At 40.9% G+C, this 19,364-nt stretch carries 17 protein-coding genes; 12 read left to right on the top strand and 5 right to left on the bottom strand.

The genetic code is table 11. The annotated features are described in order from the left end of the window. Nucleotides 1-18: 18 nt before the first annotated feature. The 9 genes from CH365_RS12515 (at nt 19) to CH365_RS12475 (ending at nt 8,356) form a co-directional block, all read left to right on the top strand. Nucleotides 19-1,038 carry an adhesin OmpL37 family surface protein gene (locus CH365_RS12515; RefSeq protein WP_100768896.1) on the top strand — a complete coding sequence of 340 codons (1,020 nt, stop codon included), beginning with the start codon at nt 19-21 and terminating at the stop codon, nt 1,036-1,038. After that, the gene (locus tag CH365_RS12510) at nt 1,038-1,694 is read left to right on the top strand and encodes a PROCN domain protein (RefSeq protein WP_100768895.1); all 657 of its coding nucleotides are present in this window, start codon (nt 1,038-1,040) and stop codon (nt 1,692-1,694) included. The genes CH365_RS12515 and CH365_RS12510 overlap by 1 nt, the downstream gene beginning before the upstream one ends. A gap of 107 nt (nt 1,695-1,801) precedes the next feature. Further along, nucleotides 1,802-2,923, top strand: a complete 1,122-nt coding sequence (locus CH365_RS12505) for a PAS domain-containing protein (RefSeq protein WP_100768894.1) — start codon at nt 1,802-1,804, stop codon at nt 2,921-2,923. Nucleotides 2,924-3,132: 209 nt separating this feature from the next. Further along, nucleotides 3,133-4,560, top strand: a complete 1,428-nt coding sequence (gene rho / locus CH365_RS12500) for a transcription termination factor Rho (RefSeq protein ID WP_100768893.1) — start codon at nt 3,133-3,135, stop codon at nt 4,558-4,560. Between the two features lie 20 nt (nt 4,561-4,580). Then, nucleotides 4,581-4,781 carry a 50S ribosomal protein L31 gene (gene rpmE / locus CH365_RS12495; protein ID WP_008592280.1) on the top strand — a complete coding sequence of 67 codons (201 nt, stop codon included), beginning with the start codon at nt 4,581-4,583 and terminating at the stop codon, nt 4,779-4,781. A gap of 194 nt (nt 4,782-4,975) precedes the next feature. Beyond that, nucleotides 4,976-5,770, top strand: a complete 795-nt coding sequence (locus CH365_RS12490) for a pentapeptide repeat-containing protein (protein ID WP_100768892.1) — start codon at nt 4,976-4,978, stop codon at nt 5,768-5,770. Beyond that, a complete protein-coding gene (locus CH365_RS12485; RefSeq protein WP_008592353.1) occupies nt 5,757-5,948 on the top strand; it encodes a hypothetical protein in 192 nt (63 codons plus the stop codon). The genes CH365_RS12490 and CH365_RS12485 overlap by 14 nt, the downstream gene beginning before the upstream one ends. 32 nt (nt 5,949-5,980) lie before the next feature. Further along, a complete protein-coding gene (locus CH365_RS12480) occupies nt 5,981-7,852 on the top strand; it encodes an esterase/lipase family protein (protein WP_100768891.1) in 1,872 nt (623 codons plus the stop codon). Between the two features lie 180 nt (nt 7,853-8,032). Further along, on the top strand, nt 8,033-8,356 hold the full coding sequence (locus CH365_RS12475; protein WP_244283172.1) for a hypothetical protein: 324 nt from the start codon (nt 8,033-8,035) through the stop codon (nt 8,354-8,356). Nucleotides 8,357-8,543: 187 nt separating this feature from the next. Here the strand turns inward: CH365_RS12475 and CH365_RS12470 are convergent, their stop codons facing one another. Both CH365_RS12470 and CH365_RS12465 read right to left on the bottom strand, forming a co-directional pair. Then, nucleotides 8,544-9,185: a TetR/AcrR family transcriptional regulator gene (locus CH365_RS12470; protein WP_100768890.1), complete on the bottom strand. Its 642-nt coding sequence runs from the start codon at nt 9,183-9,185 to the stop codon at nt 8,544-8,546. A 10-nt stretch (nt 9,186-9,195) separates the two neighbouring features. Further along, nucleotides 9,196-10,197, bottom strand: coding sequence for an SDR family NAD(P)-dependent oxidoreductase (locus tag CH365_RS12465; RefSeq protein WP_100768889.1), 1,002 nt, complete (start codon nt 10,195-10,197; stop codon nt 9,196-9,198). Between the two features lie 405 nt (nt 10,198-10,602). On the opposite strand from CH365_RS12465, the gene CH365_RS12460 reads away from it, so the two are divergent. Beyond that, complete coding sequence (locus tag CH365_RS12460; RefSeq protein WP_100768888.1) at nt 10,603-11,616, top strand: LA_2444/LA_4059 family outer membrane protein; 1,014 nt, start codon at nt 10,603-10,605, stop codon at nt 11,614-11,616. 3 nt (nt 11,617-11,619) lie between these two features. Here the strand turns inward: CH365_RS12460 and CH365_RS12455 are convergent, their stop codons facing one another. After that, on the bottom strand, nt 11,620-12,717 hold the full coding sequence (locus CH365_RS12455) for an AraC family transcriptional regulator (protein ID WP_100768887.1): 1,098 nt from the start codon (nt 12,715-12,717) through the stop codon (nt 11,620-11,622). A gap of 450 nt (nt 12,718-13,167) precedes the next feature. Here CH365_RS12455 and CH365_RS12445 point away from each other — a divergent pair, with 450 nt between their 5' ends. Continuing rightward, nucleotides 13,168-14,919, top strand: coding sequence for a C45 family autoproteolytic acyltransferase/hydrolase (locus CH365_RS12445; protein ID WP_208861206.1), 1,752 nt, complete (start codon nt 13,168-13,170; stop codon nt 14,917-14,919). A 139-nt stretch (nt 14,920-15,058) separates the two neighbouring features. Here the strand turns inward: CH365_RS12445 and CH365_RS12440 are convergent, their stop codons facing one another. Together CH365_RS12440 and ispG are read right to left on the bottom strand one after the other, a co-directional pair. Continuing rightward, nucleotides 15,059-16,126, bottom strand: a complete 1,068-nt coding sequence (locus CH365_RS12440) for an Lcl C-terminal domain-containing protein (RefSeq protein ID WP_100768884.1) — start codon at nt 16,124-16,126, stop codon at nt 15,059-15,061. A 181-nt stretch (nt 16,127-16,307) separates the two neighbouring features. Then, the gene (gene ispG, locus CH365_RS12435; RefSeq protein ID WP_100768883.1) at nt 16,308-18,314 is read right to left on the bottom strand and encodes a (E)-4-hydroxy-3-methylbut-2-enyl-diphosphate synthase; all 2,007 of its coding nucleotides are present in this window, start codon (nt 18,312-18,314) and stop codon (nt 16,308-16,310) included. Nucleotides 18,315-18,505: 191 nt separating this feature from the next. Here ispG and CH365_RS12430 point away from each other — a divergent pair, with 191 nt between their 5' ends. Then, entirely contained in the window at nt 18,506-19,132 is a 627-nt protein-coding gene (locus CH365_RS12430) for a hypothetical protein (protein WP_244283171.1), read from the top strand. Nucleotides 19,133-19,364: the final 232 nt, after the last annotated feature.

Below are 19,364 nucleotides of genomic sequence, written 5' to 3'. Positions count from 1 at the left end.
CTACTAGTAGGGAAAGCTATGGGTTCGAAATATACACGCATTCTTCTTTTGATATTCGCTACGGCGCCGATTTTTTTCACGGATAGTACTTATGCCGTGTCTCCCGACCAGACGAATCTCGCGATCCTGATAGATGAAAATAAGATAAATATAAAGTTCATCAATATTTGTGTGAGTAATCTTGCACCACCTTTGGAAGAAGGTGCAGGGCCAAAATCTCAAGCAGGGGTGGCAACAGCAGCCGAGAATGCTCAGTCCGGACAACAAACCACCGCGAGCGGACAGACCGAACTTTTCAAAAAATTGAATACTCTGGATAATTATAGATCATTCAAGAAAGCAAACCAAGCGGACTTTAACGGAAATATGTGGTATTTCCAAAGTAATTATAGTTTGTCCTATAAAAACCTGAAATCTGCCCAAGGGGAGATGAAGGATATCTTTCAGGTAGTTCACGAAAATTATATAAAAACCGCTCGTATTCTATTAGAAGCCGCTTCTCCGATGATCATTCGTTCCAACGATAAAATCGCACAACATTTGTTGAAACTTGGATTCAGGGATCTCAAATCTTCAGAGGACAATTTTACAACTGCCTATAATTCCTCTCCTTACCAATATAGAGTGAAGCTTGTACTTTTCGGAGAAGGTATCAAGGTCGCAAGAAGGGCCAGAAGATTTGCACTTCTCGCAATGATCGCCGCTAAAACTCCTAATGACGATAAGCGCGAATTCCAATTTGTGAATCTGGACGAAGTCAGAAATATTGCAGAGAAGGAAAATATTTCCGATTACGATAGGATCCGAAATACTCTAATCGATTATATAGATAACGAACTACTTAGCCAAAAGATTGCACCTCCCGGAGAAGGAAAAGACAATCCGGTGGATATATTAGAAGTTCACGATGATAATTACAGCTTTATCACGAACGCTAGGGTTTCCTTTTTAGAAAAAAGTAATGAAGAAATCCGCGTAGACGATATCAATAAAAAAGAAGCGTTACCTCCTGTTCCTGCACAAGGGGGAGCCAACTAATGGATCTTCCTACACCAGCCGAAATCATTTCCCTTAGAGTAAAGGGAAGGGGATTTTGGAAATGGTTTGTAGTTTTTTCCATAATTGCGGTTACAATTCTTGCCGGAAGAATCTATTCTTCTCAGTCCACACAAGGATTTAGAGAAAGAAAAAAATCAGTAGATTCCAAAGTACGAATACTGAGGGAGATCGGAAGTTCCTTCGAATCCTCAGAACTTAAAAAAGACCTCCAGAAAATCGAAAATTATTCTGCAGACTTAAACTCCGCTTCCAAAGTCGGAAGTGTCCAGGAAAAATCGGACAGCCTAACGTTACTCGAAAGAACACTTCCCGAATCCATGAAACGTTGGTCTGAATTTGCGGAAACTTCTTCGGATAAACTACTCCAACATGTGGCCAAAGAATCCCGTTTTTTAAAAATGGAATCCGAAGATCGTCATCCACTTACCGCCAAAGAAGAAGAAAGAGCTAACGATTATTTCAGAATGGCAAGAGAAGAATGGCTTTCCGGGAATAAATTCCGTCGGGACGGAAACCATCTTTACGCACTAGTACTATATAAAAGATCCTTAAAATACTCTCTTTCCAGCTTGAAAGTATCTAAACTTCCTTATCCGGAAGAATACAAAAAAGCCGCAGATCGCCTCGTTAAGTAATAGCTTCAAAGTAAAAAAACTATCCTAAGCGCGAAAAAAAGTAGAGGAATTTTCTCGCTTAGGCTTCAAAAGAAGTCATTCCGGAGGAAAATGTCCTCCTTCTTCCAATGAGAATCGAAGTTTTATATAAATTTTTTCTCTATAGCCCTGCCAGTCATTTACCTGTTTGGGAAGAAGGAACAGGTTTGCTCGGATTACTCCCCAAAGAAAGAGTTCTGATGGAACTCGCCGACTTAAGTGTCGCAGAAAGGGAATTTGAACGGATCCCAGAGGAGTTCTTGGTCCGAGAAATTCCGGAAGCCGTTCTAGCATTTTTCCAAAAACAAAGAACCATACCTGTTTTAGGTCCTTTAGGTGAAAGGGTAGAAGATTGGGACAAACCTAGATTTCTCGCTGAACTTAGCAGATCTTCTTGGATGGCCAAGGAGACGGAAAAGCCAAGGACCACGCCGCAAAAAACGGAAGAAGAGAAAACAAAACAAAGCCAATGGTTTATGGAAGTACTTCTCCAGAACTTTCCGGACGGATTACTTGCCACAGACTTGGATGGTCATACCGTATTTTATAACGAGACATTTGAAAAAGAGATATTGGTCAAAAAGTGGTTTAGAGACAGCATTCTTCAGGCGGAAAAGCTGCTAAAAGAAATGTCCAAAGACCTACTCGGAAATTATCTTAGAAACCATGAACTCAGATTGGAAGAAGGAAGACTTTCCGTTCAGACATATCTTCCCGATCTGGAATCAATCGTAAGAGTATCCATCCTAAAACAAAAAGGAAAACCTTTAGGTTATCTGTATCATTTCGCTCCGGCTTCTGCAAAGCTAAATAGCCAAGATGGGGAAGGGATGGAATTTCCTTCCGTTACGGAAGCATTCAACCAGAAACTTCCGCTCGAAACTGTATTAAAAGAAGTGGAAGGGAGTTATATTTATCATACTCTTAAGAGAAACCAAGAGAATGTTTCCCATGCAGCCTTGGATCTGGGAGTGCCAAGAACCACATTACAGAATAGAATTAAGTTTTTGGATCTAACCAGTAAGTTTAAATTGAATAAGGACCAGCCAATTCCTAGAAAGAAAACGGGCAAACAGAGTTCTCCTAAGAAGACGGTTCCACAAACAAACAAACCGGCTGCTGTGGAAACCAAGCCAAAACCCTCTTCTAAAAAAAAGCAGGTAAGTTCTAAGAAAAAATCCACGTCTAAAAAAAGGACAAAGCAAAAATAAAATCCTTGACAGAGCCTGTAATCTGGAAATAGTCCACATTAAGAGCCGACCCTTTCCTCTCTTCCGAGCAGACGCTCGTTTGAAAAAATAAGGGATTCCCCGGTCGCTTAAAATAAAGAACCGACTACCCGGACCCTTCAAAACCCGCTCTTAATCGAATAAAAATGAATACAGGAAGGTCATCCTTCCAAATCCAATAACGGTATTCCATGGCTAACCCAAGACGAGACTCCAAGCCCAGAAACAACTATCAAAACAACAATAACGACGCACAAAACGATAATAACGAAGAAGAACCGAATTTACCGGAAGATGATCCGGAAACGGCGGAGATTCGTTCCCGAAAAAGACGTCGTGGTTCCTACGAGGGACCTACGCCTGCTCCTATTGATCTAGTAGCGCTTAAAAAAACATCGATTGCAGAATTGATCGAGGTCGCTAAAAATCTTGGCGTAGAGAATACAGGCGGATTAAAAAAGCAAAACTTAATATTCGCCATCCTACAAGCCCAAGCCGAGAGAGAAGGCCAGGTCCATGCTGCAGGGGTAATGGAAAGATTACCTGACGGATATGGATTCCTAAGATCTCCTGATTATAATTACGTTCCGGGACCGGATGATATTTATGTATCTCCTTCTCAGATCAAATTATTCGGACTTCGAACAGGAGATACTGTAGAAGGTCAGATCCGACCTCCTAAAGAATCCGAAAGATTTTTCGCAATGCTACGTGTGGAAACCGTAAATGGATACACACCGGACGTCGCAAGCAAACGTGCGTTATTCGACAACTTAACTCCTCTATATCCTAACGAAAGATTGAGAATGGAACATGATCCTTCTCAATTAGATACAAGGATCGTAGATCTAATGTGTCCGATCGGAAAAGGACAAAGAGCGCTCATCGTAGCGCCACCTAGAACAGGAAAAACAATCCTGATGCAGAACGTGGCAAACGCGATCACCAGTAATCACCCTGAAGTGACTCTAATCGTACTACTGATAGACGAGCGTCCGGAAGAAGTAACTGACATGGCTCGTAACGTAAGAGGCGAGGTCGTAAGCTCTACATTCGACGAACCGGCTACCCGCCACGTACAAGTTGCAGAAATGGTGATCGAAAAGGCAAAAAGGCTCGTGGAACACGGAAGGGACGTGGTCATTCTACTCGACTCCATTACTCGTTTGGCCCGCGCTTATAACCAGGTCATCCCGACCTCCGGAAAAATACTCTCCGGTGGTGTGGACTCTAACGCACTTCACAAACCGAAAAGATTCTTCGGAGCCGCTCGAAATATCGAAGAAGGCGGATCTTTAACGATTATCGCTACCGCTCTCGTGGATACCGGATCCAAAATGGATGAGGTGATTTTCGAGGAGTTCAAGGGAACAGGTAATATGGAGATTCATCTGGATCGGAAACTCTCCGACAAGAGGATTTTCCCTGCGATCGATATCAACAAGTCCGGAACCAGGAAGGAAGAGCTACTGTTACCTAAGGAAACCCTCCAGAAGGTCTTTGTGCTCCGAAAAGTGCTTTCTCCCATGAGCATCACAGAAAGCATGGAATTATTACTCGAGAAGATGAGACAGTCTAAGACTAACGAGGCTTTCTTGGGTAGCATGAACGCCCAATAGGCTTTGGAAAAGGGGACAACATGAAAACAGACATCCATCCTAAATACGCAGACGCCAAAATTCGCTGCGCTTGTGGGGCTGTATACGAGACTCGTACTACTGTAGGAGACATCCACGTAGAAATTTGCTCCAACTGCCACCCATACTTCACCGGAAAATCCAAAATTCTGGATACAACCGGTCGTGTGGACAAGTTCAAGAAAAAATACAAAATCTCCTAAGAGATTTTTAGGCTCGGGGCGTCCCCTTCGCTTGCAGCGAAGGTCGGGCTCCTCCGAGCTGCGCTTGCGCTCCGGTCGCTTCGCGACTGCTGACGCACTCTCCGGATCCCTGACGCATCTAAAAAAGAAATCTTCTCTCTTAAAAGTGCTTTCCTGCTCTATCAACAAAGTCTAATCTAAGAAAGGCAAATAACATGGCAGTAATGGATTTCAACCGATACAAAGAGATCAACGACCAAAGGTTAAACTATAGAGAAATGGAAGATGCCACTGTGGTTTCCAACTATAGGAATGTAGGTTGTGGAGACGGGTATCGTATTTATCTCAAAATAGACGAGAATAGAAAAGTCACTGACGCAAGTTATACTACGACCGGTTGTGGGTTCGGGATTGTGGCACTTGCAATGGCCACAGAGATCGCTAAGGGAAAAACCATCGAGGAACTCAAGAACGTCACCACTGAAGATGTTGAAAAACAATTCGAGTTTCCTGAACGCAGAAAAAATTATCCTGAGTCAGCAGTAGCAGCACTACAACAAGCAATTCATGATTACGAGACCGGAGCTGGAGTCCCAAAAGAAAGAAGGATCACCGCTGCAAAAGCAAAAGAAATTCTTTCCCAAAACGGAAGCCTAAAAGGTGAAGATCTATCTTCTATCATATTAGAAAAAGAAGATCTACATGGAGTGGATTTCTCCGGAGCAAATTTAAACAACGCATTCTTAACCAATTGTAATTTTGCAGGAGCCAATTTTGAAGGCGCTCGACTTCGCGGAGCTTTTTTGAATGGGGCCGATTTGACTGGCGCTAATTTTAAAGGTGCGGATTTACGTTGGGCAAAACTCGCAGGGGCCAAGATAGAAGGTGCGGACTTTACGGACGCAGTCTATGATATAGGTACCAGAGTGGATCAAAAACAAATACATATTTTCTCTTCCATGAAGAAGGAAGGAAAAGATATCTATATGGAGAAACATGAAGCCGGGTGATAAAGCGAAACTAACCAAAAGAAGTTTTCTTTTAAAAGGGGTAATCGTACTCACCGGCGCTCAAGTGGAGATCCAGGAGATTAACGGAGACAAAGTTTCCGTTCTTTATAACGATCGCGAAGGTTATCCACACACAATCGAAGACCTCACGCTCGCGGACCTCGCTCCAATAGAATAACTCTGCGGCTCCGCGCCTCTGCGTGAAAACAAATGCTCTTACGAAAGCTTTTCATTCTAAGTTTTGCTTTCTTAATACAGTGCAGGACAACGACTTATTCCACAATTTCCTATTCTAAATACGAACAGATTCGTACAGTTCGTGAAAACGCAATCTCTTCCGAAAATTTAAGTCTGATCACAACCAGATTTTTAAAAAGTAACGATCTATATAAAAGATACCAAGAAACTCCCAGAGTAGTCATCTATGATCTGGATAATAGGCTCGTAGCATTAAAAACAAGAGAGCTTGCCTACTATCTTGCAGAACTATGTTATCAAGCGGGATCCGAACTGGATCTGGACGATCCAATGTTTGCAAGGATGTTTGCTTCTTCCTTAGTGTATTCTTATACATACTTATTTGATAAAAAGGCCATTCCTGCAGCGGATCCATTCTCTATGGAGTTTAGATTCGCATTAGAAACATATAATAGATCTCTTGCGCAATTAGTTCGGTTTGCCAAAAAGAATAGAAAACTCGCTAACTTAACGGATCTTAGCCTTCCTCTTATTAGAGGCGCACTCTCTATGACTAGAGCAGAAGTAGAAACTGCTTGGACTCCCAAAAATTTCTTGGAAGTAGAAGTCGCCTACGATTATAAAAACGAAGGATTCTCCAATCAAATCAGTAAATTTGGGATAGGTACACCTCTTATCTTGATCCGAAAACATCCGGAAAAAGAAACAGAAGAAAGAAGAAAATACGAATTCGTAGCTGGGGTAGGGCAAGCATATCCCGGAACTGCTCTTTTGACCTTAGAGGAGTCTTATTTAGAAAATCGTAATTTAACTTTAAAGGCAGTCATCCATCTATATGATCCTGTGCATAGGGACAGGGTGCAGTTTTCCGGTTTGGATTTGCCTATGGAAAGTGATACAACCACTCCTCTTGCGTACATGTTGTCTGGTGCGGAGAAAAGGGACGGATTTTTTGCAAAATTTGATGGAGAAGTTGCTTTAGAAAGAAAAGGTCTCTATATGGTTTATCCTTATAAAAAAGGAAAAATCCCCGTTGTTTTTGTACACGGGCTTGCTTCTTCTCCTTTTATTTGGTTCCCGATGATCAATGAACTTTTAGCAGATCCTAAGATCAAGGATCACTACCAGTTCTGGGTATATTGGTATCCTACTGGAAATCCGATCACAATTTCTGCCGCTGATTTTAGAGACACGCTCAGAGACTTACGAAAAATTTATGATTCGAAGGGAGAAGATTCGTCTTTCGATAAGATGATGATCGTGGGTCATAGTATGGGTGGACTTCTTACCAAATTGATGGTCGCCAGAAGTAAAAAAGAAGATTGGATGAAAATCGCAAATGTTTCTACCGAAAAATTCGATTCTCTCAACGCAGAATCTAAAGAAGAAGTTAAACGAGTATTCGATTTCAAACCTTTACCTTTTGTGAAAAGAGCGGTATTTATCGCCACACCTCATAGGGGATCTAATCTTGCGGAAGGATTTTTAGCATCTATCGCAAGGATCTTATTCGTGCTTCCTAAAGGAGCTCTCGATAATATCGGAAAAGCATATAAGTTTTTAACCTCCGATTCTGAAGAAGAGTCCATTCTTCCGGAAACCTACGGAGTAGATGGACTTTCTCCTAATAGTCTGTTTATGAAGGTAACTGGAGAATTAAAGCCAGAAGTTCCTTTTCATTCTATCATAGGGAATTCCAAGTTTAGGGACCTGGAATGGATTAACGATTCAGTGGTGTCTTATGATAGCTCCCATTTGGATGGGGCCGAATCCGAACTTCTGATAGACTCGGATCATTCCGTCCAAGATCATATGCCCACTATTCTGGAGATCAAAAGGATTCTCTGGAAACATTCCGGGATACAAAATTTCATTTCCAAGTAATATTGTAATTTGTTAATTCATGCACTTCTCCTCTTTTGGAGAGGTCCTACTTTGAATAGTATATAAAATATTTTTTATATACTATATGGGATAAAAATATTTTCTAAAAAAATAAACAAATAGATTTACTTGTAATGTGGGTCTGTTTTTCATTCGAAAGTGTCGCGAGAGATTTTTTCTATGTTTAAATTTTTTGTGTCTGTTATGTTGGTGCTGAGCGTTAGTTTTGTTAGCTTCTCTTGCTCGGATGCCGAGAATCTGAACCTACTGAGTATCAAGAATTATCAAGACGAATCTTTAGATAATTTCCTGAAACTCTGGTTTATCGTTGTAGCAACCGGGGAAATTTTATCAAATAATCCACTCTTTTGGGATACTTCTTTGGAAATTGTAGAAGAGGCAAAGGCGGAGTGGGATAAATTGGATCCTATTAAAAAAGCGGAGGCTTGTACTCTTACGTTTGCCAGTGGAGAAAAATTTCCAGCTGAACTTTGTATAAAATAGAAAGCGAATCAATTTGGATCGGTAGCGTGGTAGAGATTCCTTGGTCAGCACGCTACCGATCTTTTCTTTATTTTTGCAAGGTTGTATAACTGCCAAGGTCTTCGAGATGGCCGAGAGCGGCAGACATACCGTTCCAGTCGAAAAAAGTGAAAGAGGGATAGTGAATTTAAATATTTGTAAGGATATATTAGTTAGAATTCATTCCTTTCCAAAGCCAGTCAAATGATTCGGAAAGTACCTGATCCAATTCTCCCTCTAAAAGCCAAAGATTTTTGTTTAAAAACGCTTCTTTAACTTCTTTGGGAGGGTTATGATGTTGCCAAAGCATAAGACCTAAAAAATAAAAACGTAATATGAATTTTCTTGCATTCGCGATCGTAAGTCTGGTTTCCCTAGAAAGCCAAATCCTCGCTAATTCATCCATTCCATCGGATGTATTCTTTTTAAATTCGTATAAAAAATCATGATCCACATTACTTTCTAAAATTCCCGGAATAATCAACCCCACGAACATGAAAATTTCATTTTTCGAAAACTGATGAATAATCTTCTCCTTTAGCTTGGATAAGGAATATTCAGGACCTTCTAGTAGTTCCGCCATTTCTTTAAAAAAGGATTCCGTTTCTTGCAGATGAAGTGTGAGGAAAATTTCTTCCCTGGTTCTGAAATAAAAATAGATCACACCCTTGGTGACTCCTGCGGCCTCCGCAATTTCTTGGGTGCTCGGTAGGGGATGTTTTTGTTTAACCAAAAGTTCCCGCAAAGCAGCCACAATGGACTGCTTGCGGATTTCCTTTTCTTCTGGTCTTCTGGCTCTTTTTTTATCCACTCTCAGGAAACTATACGGCAGCGGACAGCATCCAGTCAACCGTCTCTTGGAGCGATTTTTTAACAGGCATAGGTTTCCATTGGAATTCCTTCTCCAATCGATCCGAATTATATTCTTGTTTTCTTTGCAGATAATCTTGTACTATCTCGGAATTGATCTGTCTGTCCAAACCAGTGATTGCGTGTTTGAAAGCATCCAGGTAAGGCATGACTCGGACAATAAAGGAAGGAAGTTCCTTGCCTGTCGTTTTTGCCTTAGGATGGATCTCCTTTACAAGTTTACAAACTTGTGAAACGGATAATGTTTCTCCGGTTGCGATATATCTGCCTTGTGCAGCAGGATTTTCATAGGCTAAGATATGCGCCATCGCAACATCCCTCACATCTACATATGAAAAAGTCATCTTAGGTGCGAACGGAAGTTGGCCTTTCAGGATGTCTTGGATCAGCTTTAAGGAAGAAGTGGGTTGAGTGAACTGAGGACCTAAAATAGTTCCGGGCAGAACAGTTACCAGATTCAGGCCTAACTTTTCAGAAAGTTCCCAAGCTAATTTTTCGGATTGGGTCTTGGATATCGCATAAGGCTCTTTTGCAGAATCGTTCCAGGTGGATTCGTTCAAAGGGGATTCTCCTTCTGCAATCGTTCCCACTGCGGCGATACTCGAAGTATAAACTACTTTTTTGATTCCAGCCTTATGAGCTTCTTCTAGAATATTCCTGGTTCCATTGATATTCGGTTCCACCACTTCTTTTTGAGGATCTTTAGCGGTCAGATTGAATGCCGCTGCGACTTGGAAGAGTCCATCCTGTCCTTGAAGAGCTTTGCGAAGAGATTCTTTATCTCCTAAATCCGCAGATACCAATTTTACTCCTAACTTTTTCAAGTTAGCTGTTTTCTTTGCATTGTTCTTATCTCGAACTGCAGCCGTTACCTCATAACCTCTTTCTTGAAGAAGTTTCACTAAAGAAAAACCCAAGTGCCCACTCGCACCCGTTACCAATACTTTTTGCATGAGTTCCTACCTCGTTAATTAATATACCATTGGACTATAAATAATATACCAATAGTCAATTATTTTTTAAAAATGACTCCAAAGCAATGAAGGTTAGGAAAATTTTAAATAAGTTTCGTACTGCCATTTTGGCATCTTCCTGACGGCTGATCCAAGATACTTCCATAGGGATTCTTGGATTTATGAATTCACCTGAAATTTGTAGAATCAGAACTTAAACTCATTAAGAAGACCGGTTTTTAATTTCGTTTAACAATTAGGATGTATCCCGTAGCCCATATGAGCGAGGAGGTATTTCGAACGATTCCTTCTTGTCAGTTGCTCTTTTTTAAAAACTATGACTTTACTCTCGACTCTATTAGATAGGGAGAGTAACGCATTGATTGGAAGGTTGAATCACTTCTCGTGAAATTAGTTTCATTTATTACAATATTATTACTTACTATATCCTTATATTCTCAAGAATTTCCGGCCGATCCTACGAACGCTGGTCCTCCAATGCAGGGTTCAGGTTTAATTGAACAAACTTCCGAGTCTGCTAAGAATCTCTCTTCTACTAGGAAAAAATCTGAATTGGGATTTAGAATTATGAAATCCGAATATGATCCGTATCAATACCAATCGAATACAAATATGGCCCAACAACAGGCAAATCGTGATTTTAATCTGACTGGAAATGTTCGGACTATTTATCCTTTGTATTTTAAATTTGTCGACGAAGAGAAAAAGTATGGAGTAGAGTTTTTATTTTCTCAAAATGCTCTTACAAAAGCGCACTACTATTATATTTATGGAAACGATTTAGGTTATGGGTTTAGGCGGAGAGATATTTCTGATTTAGAAAGAAGCGATTATAAGTTAAATTATTTGTCTTATGCTCTGACTCCGTTTGGAGAAAAATTGTATTTTGGCGCCGGGTTAAGAAAGGTAGATACTAGCATGTGGTCCGGAAGTTTATCTGGAATTTACTCGGAAAAAATCCAAACCTTAGGACCTCAAGTGTCGATCAAAAGTAATTTACGTTTATATGATTCTCTTTATTTGAATTTAAGTTTGGAGCTTTATTATACAGAAGGGCGTAGGGACTTTAAGTCGCAAGGTTATGATACATCTTTAGAATGGACAGGATCCAGCTTCGAAGAATTCGCCTTTTTGTATAAAGTATACCCACATCATAATACGATGGGAGTGTTCAGGGGGTCTGAGTTGGATATTTCCTTTTCTTATATTTTTTTCGAAAAATATAAACTGTACTTCGGCTATAATTATAATAGATCCAATTTTTCGTATAAAAATTATTCGGACCAATACGTTACTTATTATCAATATACGGATGCGCTTACTATATATCCTCAGACTCCTGATTCAGGAAGAGAAAAAATTCGAGGTTACTATTTAGGAATTTCTGCAGTATTTTAAAGTCTACTTAGAATTCCCTTTCTGCTTCCTGTACAATGCAGGCGACATCCCCATAAACTTTACGAACTGGGAATGAAATGTGGATTTGGAATTAAATCCCACTGCGAATGCGATATCTAATACGGAATTTTCGGACTCTTCTATCAGACGTTTACAAGCTTCTTGCACTCTGTACCGATTGATGAGTTCGTAAAAATTCATTTTGTGAACTTCGTTTAAATATCTGGAAGTTTGGTGCAGATTTAGTCCGAGTTCCGCAGCTAGATCTACCAATCTTAATTCGCTATCCCTATATAAAGTTTTGGTTTCTAAGAGTTCTTTAAGCTTAAAGTTTGCGGCTTCTATCTCTTTAGAAAGAAGAGGAGTGTTTTGATATTTTGCATTTTGAATGACCTCGCTGATCTCACTGAAAAATCCTGGATGTCTTTCTCTAACTAAGAATAATAGGAGCACCATGACGCAGATAAGAGAGGCTCCCAGATCAAACAAATATTTGTTCTTTAAGAAGTAAGCGGTTCCTATTAGGCTGTTTGCGAAGACTGGCAAAAGTAATACCAGCCATATCAGTTTTAATTCATACATTTCGTATCTTCTGCTGACCTTATGGTAGAGATAGAGGCAGAATAGGGAATATATGGAAACCTGGATACTAGCGAGAAAACTTCCTAAATGAGCCCAATCTAGTCTGAATTCCTTGGCTCCTTGTATTACCTGAGCCTTTAGTTCCGAGCTATTTTGCGAAAAGAAAATACATTCAAAAACGGTAAATAGCAAGACGGGAGAAAAATGGAGTCCGTAACGAAATACTTTTTCTTTCGGAGTTTCTTCTTCTGTCTCTAAGAAGGAACGGATGTATGTGTAGATCAGTGGCCCTACTGAGATCACGCTGGTATGTAAGAATATAAATAAATAAGGAAATTCTAATAAATCGTTCTGAAGATACCACGAGTACCTAAGTAGAATGGTCCCGGTTAGAGCCATGATGAGCACCAGGATCCTATTTCCGGAGCCTGGTCTAATGATTTCCAAATATGCATATAGAAATGCGGCGCCCGCGCCGAATTGCAGAAATTTCAGGAAAAATATATGTAGGTATTCCATAGATGGGCTTTTTGGGCCGGGTGCTATTTGATTTCCTATCCTGTTTTCTGCCAAACAGATTTGAAAAGACCTAGCAAGCCAAATTTGCCACCGCATTTTTGTAGGAGCTCCAACAAAATCATCAACCAGAAAGGTTCTTGAAATGGGAGGAATTTTCTGATAAAGGGAAAAGTGTCGCACCGGGTACCACCAGCCAGCCCCCTTCCGCAGCGACAATAGAAGCGAGGAAACGACTCCGAAGGAAGTCGGTGACCAGTAGGTCAAAAAGTGTCGCACCGGGTACCACCAGCCAGCCCCCACCCAAAAGCAGGGTGGGGAGAATCACTGCCAAATTGCGCGTAGGAGTTCTGACACACGGTCTGCCATGTTGGAAGTCCGATCCGATAAGTTCGGCTATCCGAACCTATGGAGGCGGTCGATGCGAAGACGAAGTTCTGTTATGATGGGCACATGAATTCGGAAACATATCCTCTAGCTGTAATACAACTCAAGGGCTCCCAGGAAGAGATGGGAAGACAATTCGGTGAAATCATGAATGCGATCGGGCAGTTCGAGCCGATCTTCGACTTTTATCCAGTCATGGCCCGCAATCTTTTGTTAGGAAGTTTGCCTCGTAACAATCGGAATTTTTTGGCGAAAGGAGCGACTTCTCTTCTGGTAAATTGGATGTCCAGAAGAATGAAAAAGCACCGGCCGTCCGAGTTTTCGACGAGAACGATTGCTGCCCTGACTGCGGCCGGTCGTTCTGCGAAATTGGAAAAAGAACTTTTTACTATGGATTCTTTTCAAAACTCAGTTGGATTTTTGGGCGCAATCCAACTTCTTCCCGAGCTTGCACATATGAGTCCGGGTAGAAGTCCTCAGATGATCCCTGCTTGTACGAGTGTTGCTGTTTGGGGAGAACAAAGTCAGGACGGCAAATTGTATCACGCTCGCAATTTTGATTTTCCAGGCGTAGAAGTTTGGGATAAACGTCCGATCGTTGTCTTTTGTACTCCTGAAAAAGGTTTACGTTATGGCTATATAGCTTGTAGGGGTGCGGATGTTCCTGGGATCACCGCATTTAATGAAGCAGGTCTAACCATTGCATTCCATACTCGCTTCCATAAAAAGATTGGCTTTAACGGCTTGGGAGTGATCGATTTCGGTCATAAGATCATTTCAGAGGCAAGGTCTATCGAAGAAGCGGTAAGTATCGCTAAAAAACATAAAATCAATTCTACCTGGGGACTCATTGTAACCAATCATAAGGAGAAGGGGCCGAAAGCTGCGATTATCGAGACCAACTATGGAAATGTGGATGTGGTCTATCCTAATTTAGGAAAAGATCATATTGTAAATACGAATCATTACCAAAGTGAAAAACTACAAGAAGGGGAAATCATGGCAGCCCCCGTTTTTTATCATCATTGTATCAGTCGTTTTGATCGGGCTGAGCAGCTTCTTTCTTCCCAAAAGAAAAAAAAGGGAACCAGCGTCGTAGATCTTCAGAATCTTTTGGATGATACTATCGATTGTTCCAGCGGAGAAGTTCGCACAATGGGTTCTACGATCCGTCAGATTACCTCAGTTAAGTCTGTGGTGATGAGTGCAGAGGCCCGTAAAATTTTTGTCTCAGTCGGTACTGCACCTACTAGTAGCGGCCCTTATATGGAAATTCCTATGGCTTGGGGAGAACCTGGCTATAAACTTTTGGATCTTTCGGATTCGAAAAAGGGAAAAGGGAAGAAGGTCCCAAAGTCTAAAAATCCTAAAGAAGGATCAGCGATTCTACATTATAAAAAAGCAATGCTTATCAATGATGATCCTGGAATGGGAGGGATTGATGATATTCTTCTGGAATTACAGAAGGCAAACGAGGAATTTTCAGGCAAAGACCCTTCTATCCTATTCTTAGAAGCAATTTTATATCTGGAAAAAGGAAATCTGAATAAGGCTTCTTTCTTATTGGAGCAAGCGGAAAGTTTGGAGACTTCTTCTTTCAGAAAGCAGCAAAGTGCATTGTGGTTGGCAAGGACTCAGTCCGTTTTGGGTAAACAAAAGATAGCAGACCATTTCTATGATAAGATCAAAAATTCTAAAACGGAATTTTCCACTCAGGTTTGGAAACATAAAGTGTTTCAGGACAAGGGTAAATATTCCGCGAGAAAATTGAGACAGGTTTCTCCGAACTTTATTATCGTAGAAGCGAACGAGCTATAAAAATTAAGGTTCGCACTGAGAACACAGAGGTCACGGAGTATTTTGATTTATGTAGGAATTCCTATATCTGATCAAACCTCTGTGCTCTCGGTGGGCTCTGTGCGAAAATAATATAATACTTTTACGCGTAAAAATTCAACTAAGGACCTGCTACACAACGAGCGCGAACATTAGCGGAATCAGTCTTTGAGTATACATACATTTGATAGACCATTTGTGCATGAGCTGTTGATAGAGTACTATTGTAGGTAGTTCCAGTCCAAGAAATTGCTGCCTGACTGCTATTTGGAAAAATAGAAATCGGAAGATTTGAATTTCCTATCGAAGGTTCCGATATGAAATAAGATTCTCTTATTGATGGGAGTCTCCAATCTGTTCTGGAAGCAAAGTTTAGATTATTACAATAGTCTAACGCTTGCTGCCAATTTAATGGACTTGCACTTCCGGTACAAGAGGAATCGTCCGCTTGTCCATACGCACATTTTTTGATAAGAAGTCCTGTATTTGCCTCTTCTATGGTGCCGTCCCCTATATCGGTAAAGCTTGCATTTGGCGCCTTGGGTCCGGATACGCAACGAAAAGGAAAATTTGTAGTTTCATCTATCGGAGTTACATTCCCTCCAGAAGATACTAAATATCTCCCGAAAAAGCCTACTGCAGGTGTGGAAGTCCAACCTCCTGCGCCTTGCCCATTTGGAAAGTAAGTGTTTGGTAGAAAAGTATTTTGAGAATGATCTGCGAGTAGAGAGGCTTCTCTGGCTGTCGGAAGTCTCCAGTTTCGTCCTGCAGTGGTTAAAGAATTACAATAAGCGTTAGCTACCTGCCAATACACATTGAGACTAGAGCCAATACAAGTGCTACCGGTCCAAACCATTCCGAACGGGCACCTTTGCCAAGTTAGTTCGGAACTTTCTTCTAGTATGGTTTCTCCGGAATCCTGGATCTGTAATAGGAATGGGGCCGGAGTATTTGTAAATTCTCCATCTTCTCCTGTCCCAATACAGGCACGCGTTACTCCGCTTGTATCGTAACAAATGGTTTGGTTGGCGTCGGGTAATTTGAAAGAGGATCCAGGGGGGACACTTGTAGTGCTTGTTAGAGCTAAAAGAGCGGAAGTTTCCAGATTATATTTTTTATGATCAGGTTCACAGTTCCAGAGAGAAAAGGATACGAAGAATAACATACACAAGGAGCGACACTTTTTCATTTTAAGAATTCCAATTTTAAAATATTCTTATCGACTTATATATCCTAAAGGAGGGAGGCCAGACAGAATAAGAAGAAAATCGACCGACTTTCTTCCGAAAGTTTGGAATTTTTACGTTAGGCGGGATCTAATTACCCAATTGGGATATTTGAGTTATAGTGGAATTCGCGAAAACAAGAGTTCAAAAAGTATTTTCGCTAGCCACTGATTCTCTCTCCATCCACATTCCGGAGTCTTTGATTAGCTGGACTAATCTTTCATCCGCATCGTCGGAAGGAACGTTTTTGAGCACGATTTCTTTTCCTCTATATAAATGCACTTTACCGGGGCCGGCGCCTACATAGCCGAAATCCGCGTCTGCCATTTCTCCAGGGCCGTTTACGATACAGCCCATGACTGCGATCTTAACTCCTTTCAGGTGGCCTGTTTTTTCTTTGATACGTGCAGTCGTGGTCTGCAGATCGAATAGAGTTCTTCCACAAGAAGGGCAGGAGATGTATTCCGTTTTTGTAAGTCTAAGTCTTGTTGCTTGCAGAATATCGAACCCAAGTTGTAATACTGCTTCCGGTTCGCTATCAATCACTTTGATCCTGAGCATGTCGCCGATTCCGTCGGTCAACATTCCGCCGATTCCTATAGAGGATTCGTACAATGCAGTTTCCATGTCTTGGTATTCTGCACTCAAGAAGATAGGGTAATCAAAATCGCTAAGTATACGTGCTAATTTTCTGTAATCGTGTAGTATATGAAATGTTTGGACTGAGAATGTTACCGATTCAATCCCTGCGTTTTTGAATTCTTCGGGCAATCCTTTCAGACTTTCTATCTGATAGGCTTGTACGCTGAGCTCAGTAATTCCTTTACCTTCTCTTCTATGCAAAAATTCTAATAAAGAATCCCTGTTTTGGAAATGATGAAATGGATCCACTGTTACTTTAGGAAAAGGGATCAGGTCCTCTAATACATCTTCGAGTAATAATTCGTTTTGTTCTACAATGACTCCCATGGGAACAGAGGAGGATTTACTCGCAGAAATACATTCTTCTCTCAGAAATTCGTCGGAAGGAAGTGGTACAGAAACCATTTCCAGCTCCAAGGATCTAGATTTCGCATAATTTTTAAGTGAAGAAAGAGCTTGAGAGAATCCGTTCTCAGATTCGAAAGGTAGAACGGATTCAATGCGGACCGCATGGTTTTCTCCAAGTGGAAGATTCCCTACTTGGATCGGTCTGCTATAAAATCTTTGGTAAGAGTAAGGATTTCTGAATTCGGAATAACCTTGGCTTTGTGTTTCCGGAAATCTAAGTCGATTGTATTTGTCAGCGAGTAATCTTGCGACTGGAACTTCGTGGATTGGATCTTCTGTTAAGGAAACTCGGATCGTATCGCCGAGACCATCTTCCAATAAGGAGCCTATACCGATTGCGGATTTGATCCTTCCGTCTTTTCCGTCTCCAGCTTCTGTCACTCCTAGATGTAATGGATAATCCATCTGCAGTTCCATGAAGCGGCTGCATAATAATCTGTAAGCCTGGACCATCACTTGGGGATTGGAAGCCTTCATGCTTACTATAATATCTTTATAAGAGAGACTTTCAGCGATCCGAATAAACTCGATCGCTGACTCCACCATTCCTTGTGGTGTATCTCCGTATTTGTTCATGATTCGATCGGATAAGGAACCGTGATTGGTCCCGATTCTCATCGAGACTCCTAATTCTTTACAACGAAGTACTAACGGACTGAATACTTCGGAGATTCTTTCTAATTCTTCTTTGTATTCCAGATCGGTATAATCTCTAACTGCGAATTTTTTCTTATCGGCAAAGTTGCCCGGATTGATACGGACCTTCTCCACCCATTCTACCGATTTCATCGCTACACTTGGAGTAAAATGGATATCCGCTACGAGAGGGACCTTGCTTCCTAACTTTTTAAGTTCCTTACGGATATTCGGCAAGTTATCCGCGTCCGGCTGAGAAGGAACAGTCAATCGAACGATCTCACAACCTGCAGCTTCTAACTCTAGAATTTGTCTGACTGAATTTTCAGTATCCCTTGTATCCGCAGTGATCATGGATTGTATGCGGATTGGATTATTCCCACCGATGCCGATATCTCCTACTTTTACCTCTCTGGTCCTGCGGCGTTGGTAAGAGAATGGAGAATGATTATATCGGAAGTTCATGAGTGCTCTCTAGTTCCATTAAGAAGGGAACGAACCGCTTGTCATTTAGGATTTTTCCCGAATAAGTCGGAATCTGCGAGGTTTTTGAGGATTTGTAGTATATTCTACCCTGAAATGTAACAGCCAAAAGGGCGGACAAATTGATTAAATTGACTATAAAAGAGGAGTAACAAGGATTGCTGGAACCGGATATGAATTTCCTAAAACGTTTTTTTGGTAAGATAGAATCTCCTGAAGAGGCGGAGTTTTTCCTGAACTCCGCTTCCTATATTTTGTTTTTAATCGGGTTTTTGCAGAGTATTCTTTTTGCATTTCTCTTGGGATCTTTTAGGAATTTCTATATGGATGTTCTCCTTCTTTTTATCTTCGGAATCGTGATCCGATTTTCCAGAAGTAGGGTCTCCGTTATTCTTCTATGTATTTATTCTTTGATCATACTTGTTGGGACTACCTTGACTTGGTTCGGGATCGCTGCGGGAGGAGGAAATAATATATTTCTGGCATTCGCTTTACTTCTTCTTTCGATTCGTGCCGCTTACGTAAGTTTTCAATTTCATAATTTGATCGGTACAAAACTTATTTGGAAGAATTTTTGGATTCGCCATCTAATCGCTCTCGGTTTTGCATTCGTATTTTCTTTTTCTCTTTTTGTTTCTTTTATATTGATCTCAAAGCTTTTAGGGATCACCGAAATGAGTAGTCTTTACGGAGAGATTATTTTTGAATCTCTTCCCATCTCTTATATTCTTCTATTGCTTCCGGGACTTCCTTGGGTTAAAGAAAGAAGAATGTACACTGGCTCTAAAATCATTTCCTGAATCCTGACAATTCTTTCGAATTTAAATATACTTCGCGCAGAAGATATGTTGTAGCGGACGTTATAGTAAATGTGAGCTTTTCCTCACTTTTTTTCTGAAAGAATCAAAAAATACAAAAATAGTATGATCACGATTTGTTGTGCAGTTAACTAGCCGGGGAATCTATATATACACATAACGTTGCGATTTTTCCGAAGTTTTGAAATCAAACTATCGGATCAATCCGTATAAC

It is taken from the genome of Leptospira neocaledonica (genome assembly GCF_002812205.1).
Taxonomy (GTDB): domain Bacteria; phylum Spirochaetota; class Leptospiria; order Leptospirales; family Leptospiraceae; genus Leptospira_B; species Leptospira_B neocaledonica.
Note: the sequence above shows the minus strand (reverse complement) of the source record. Positions and strands in the feature narration are given on the sequence as shown.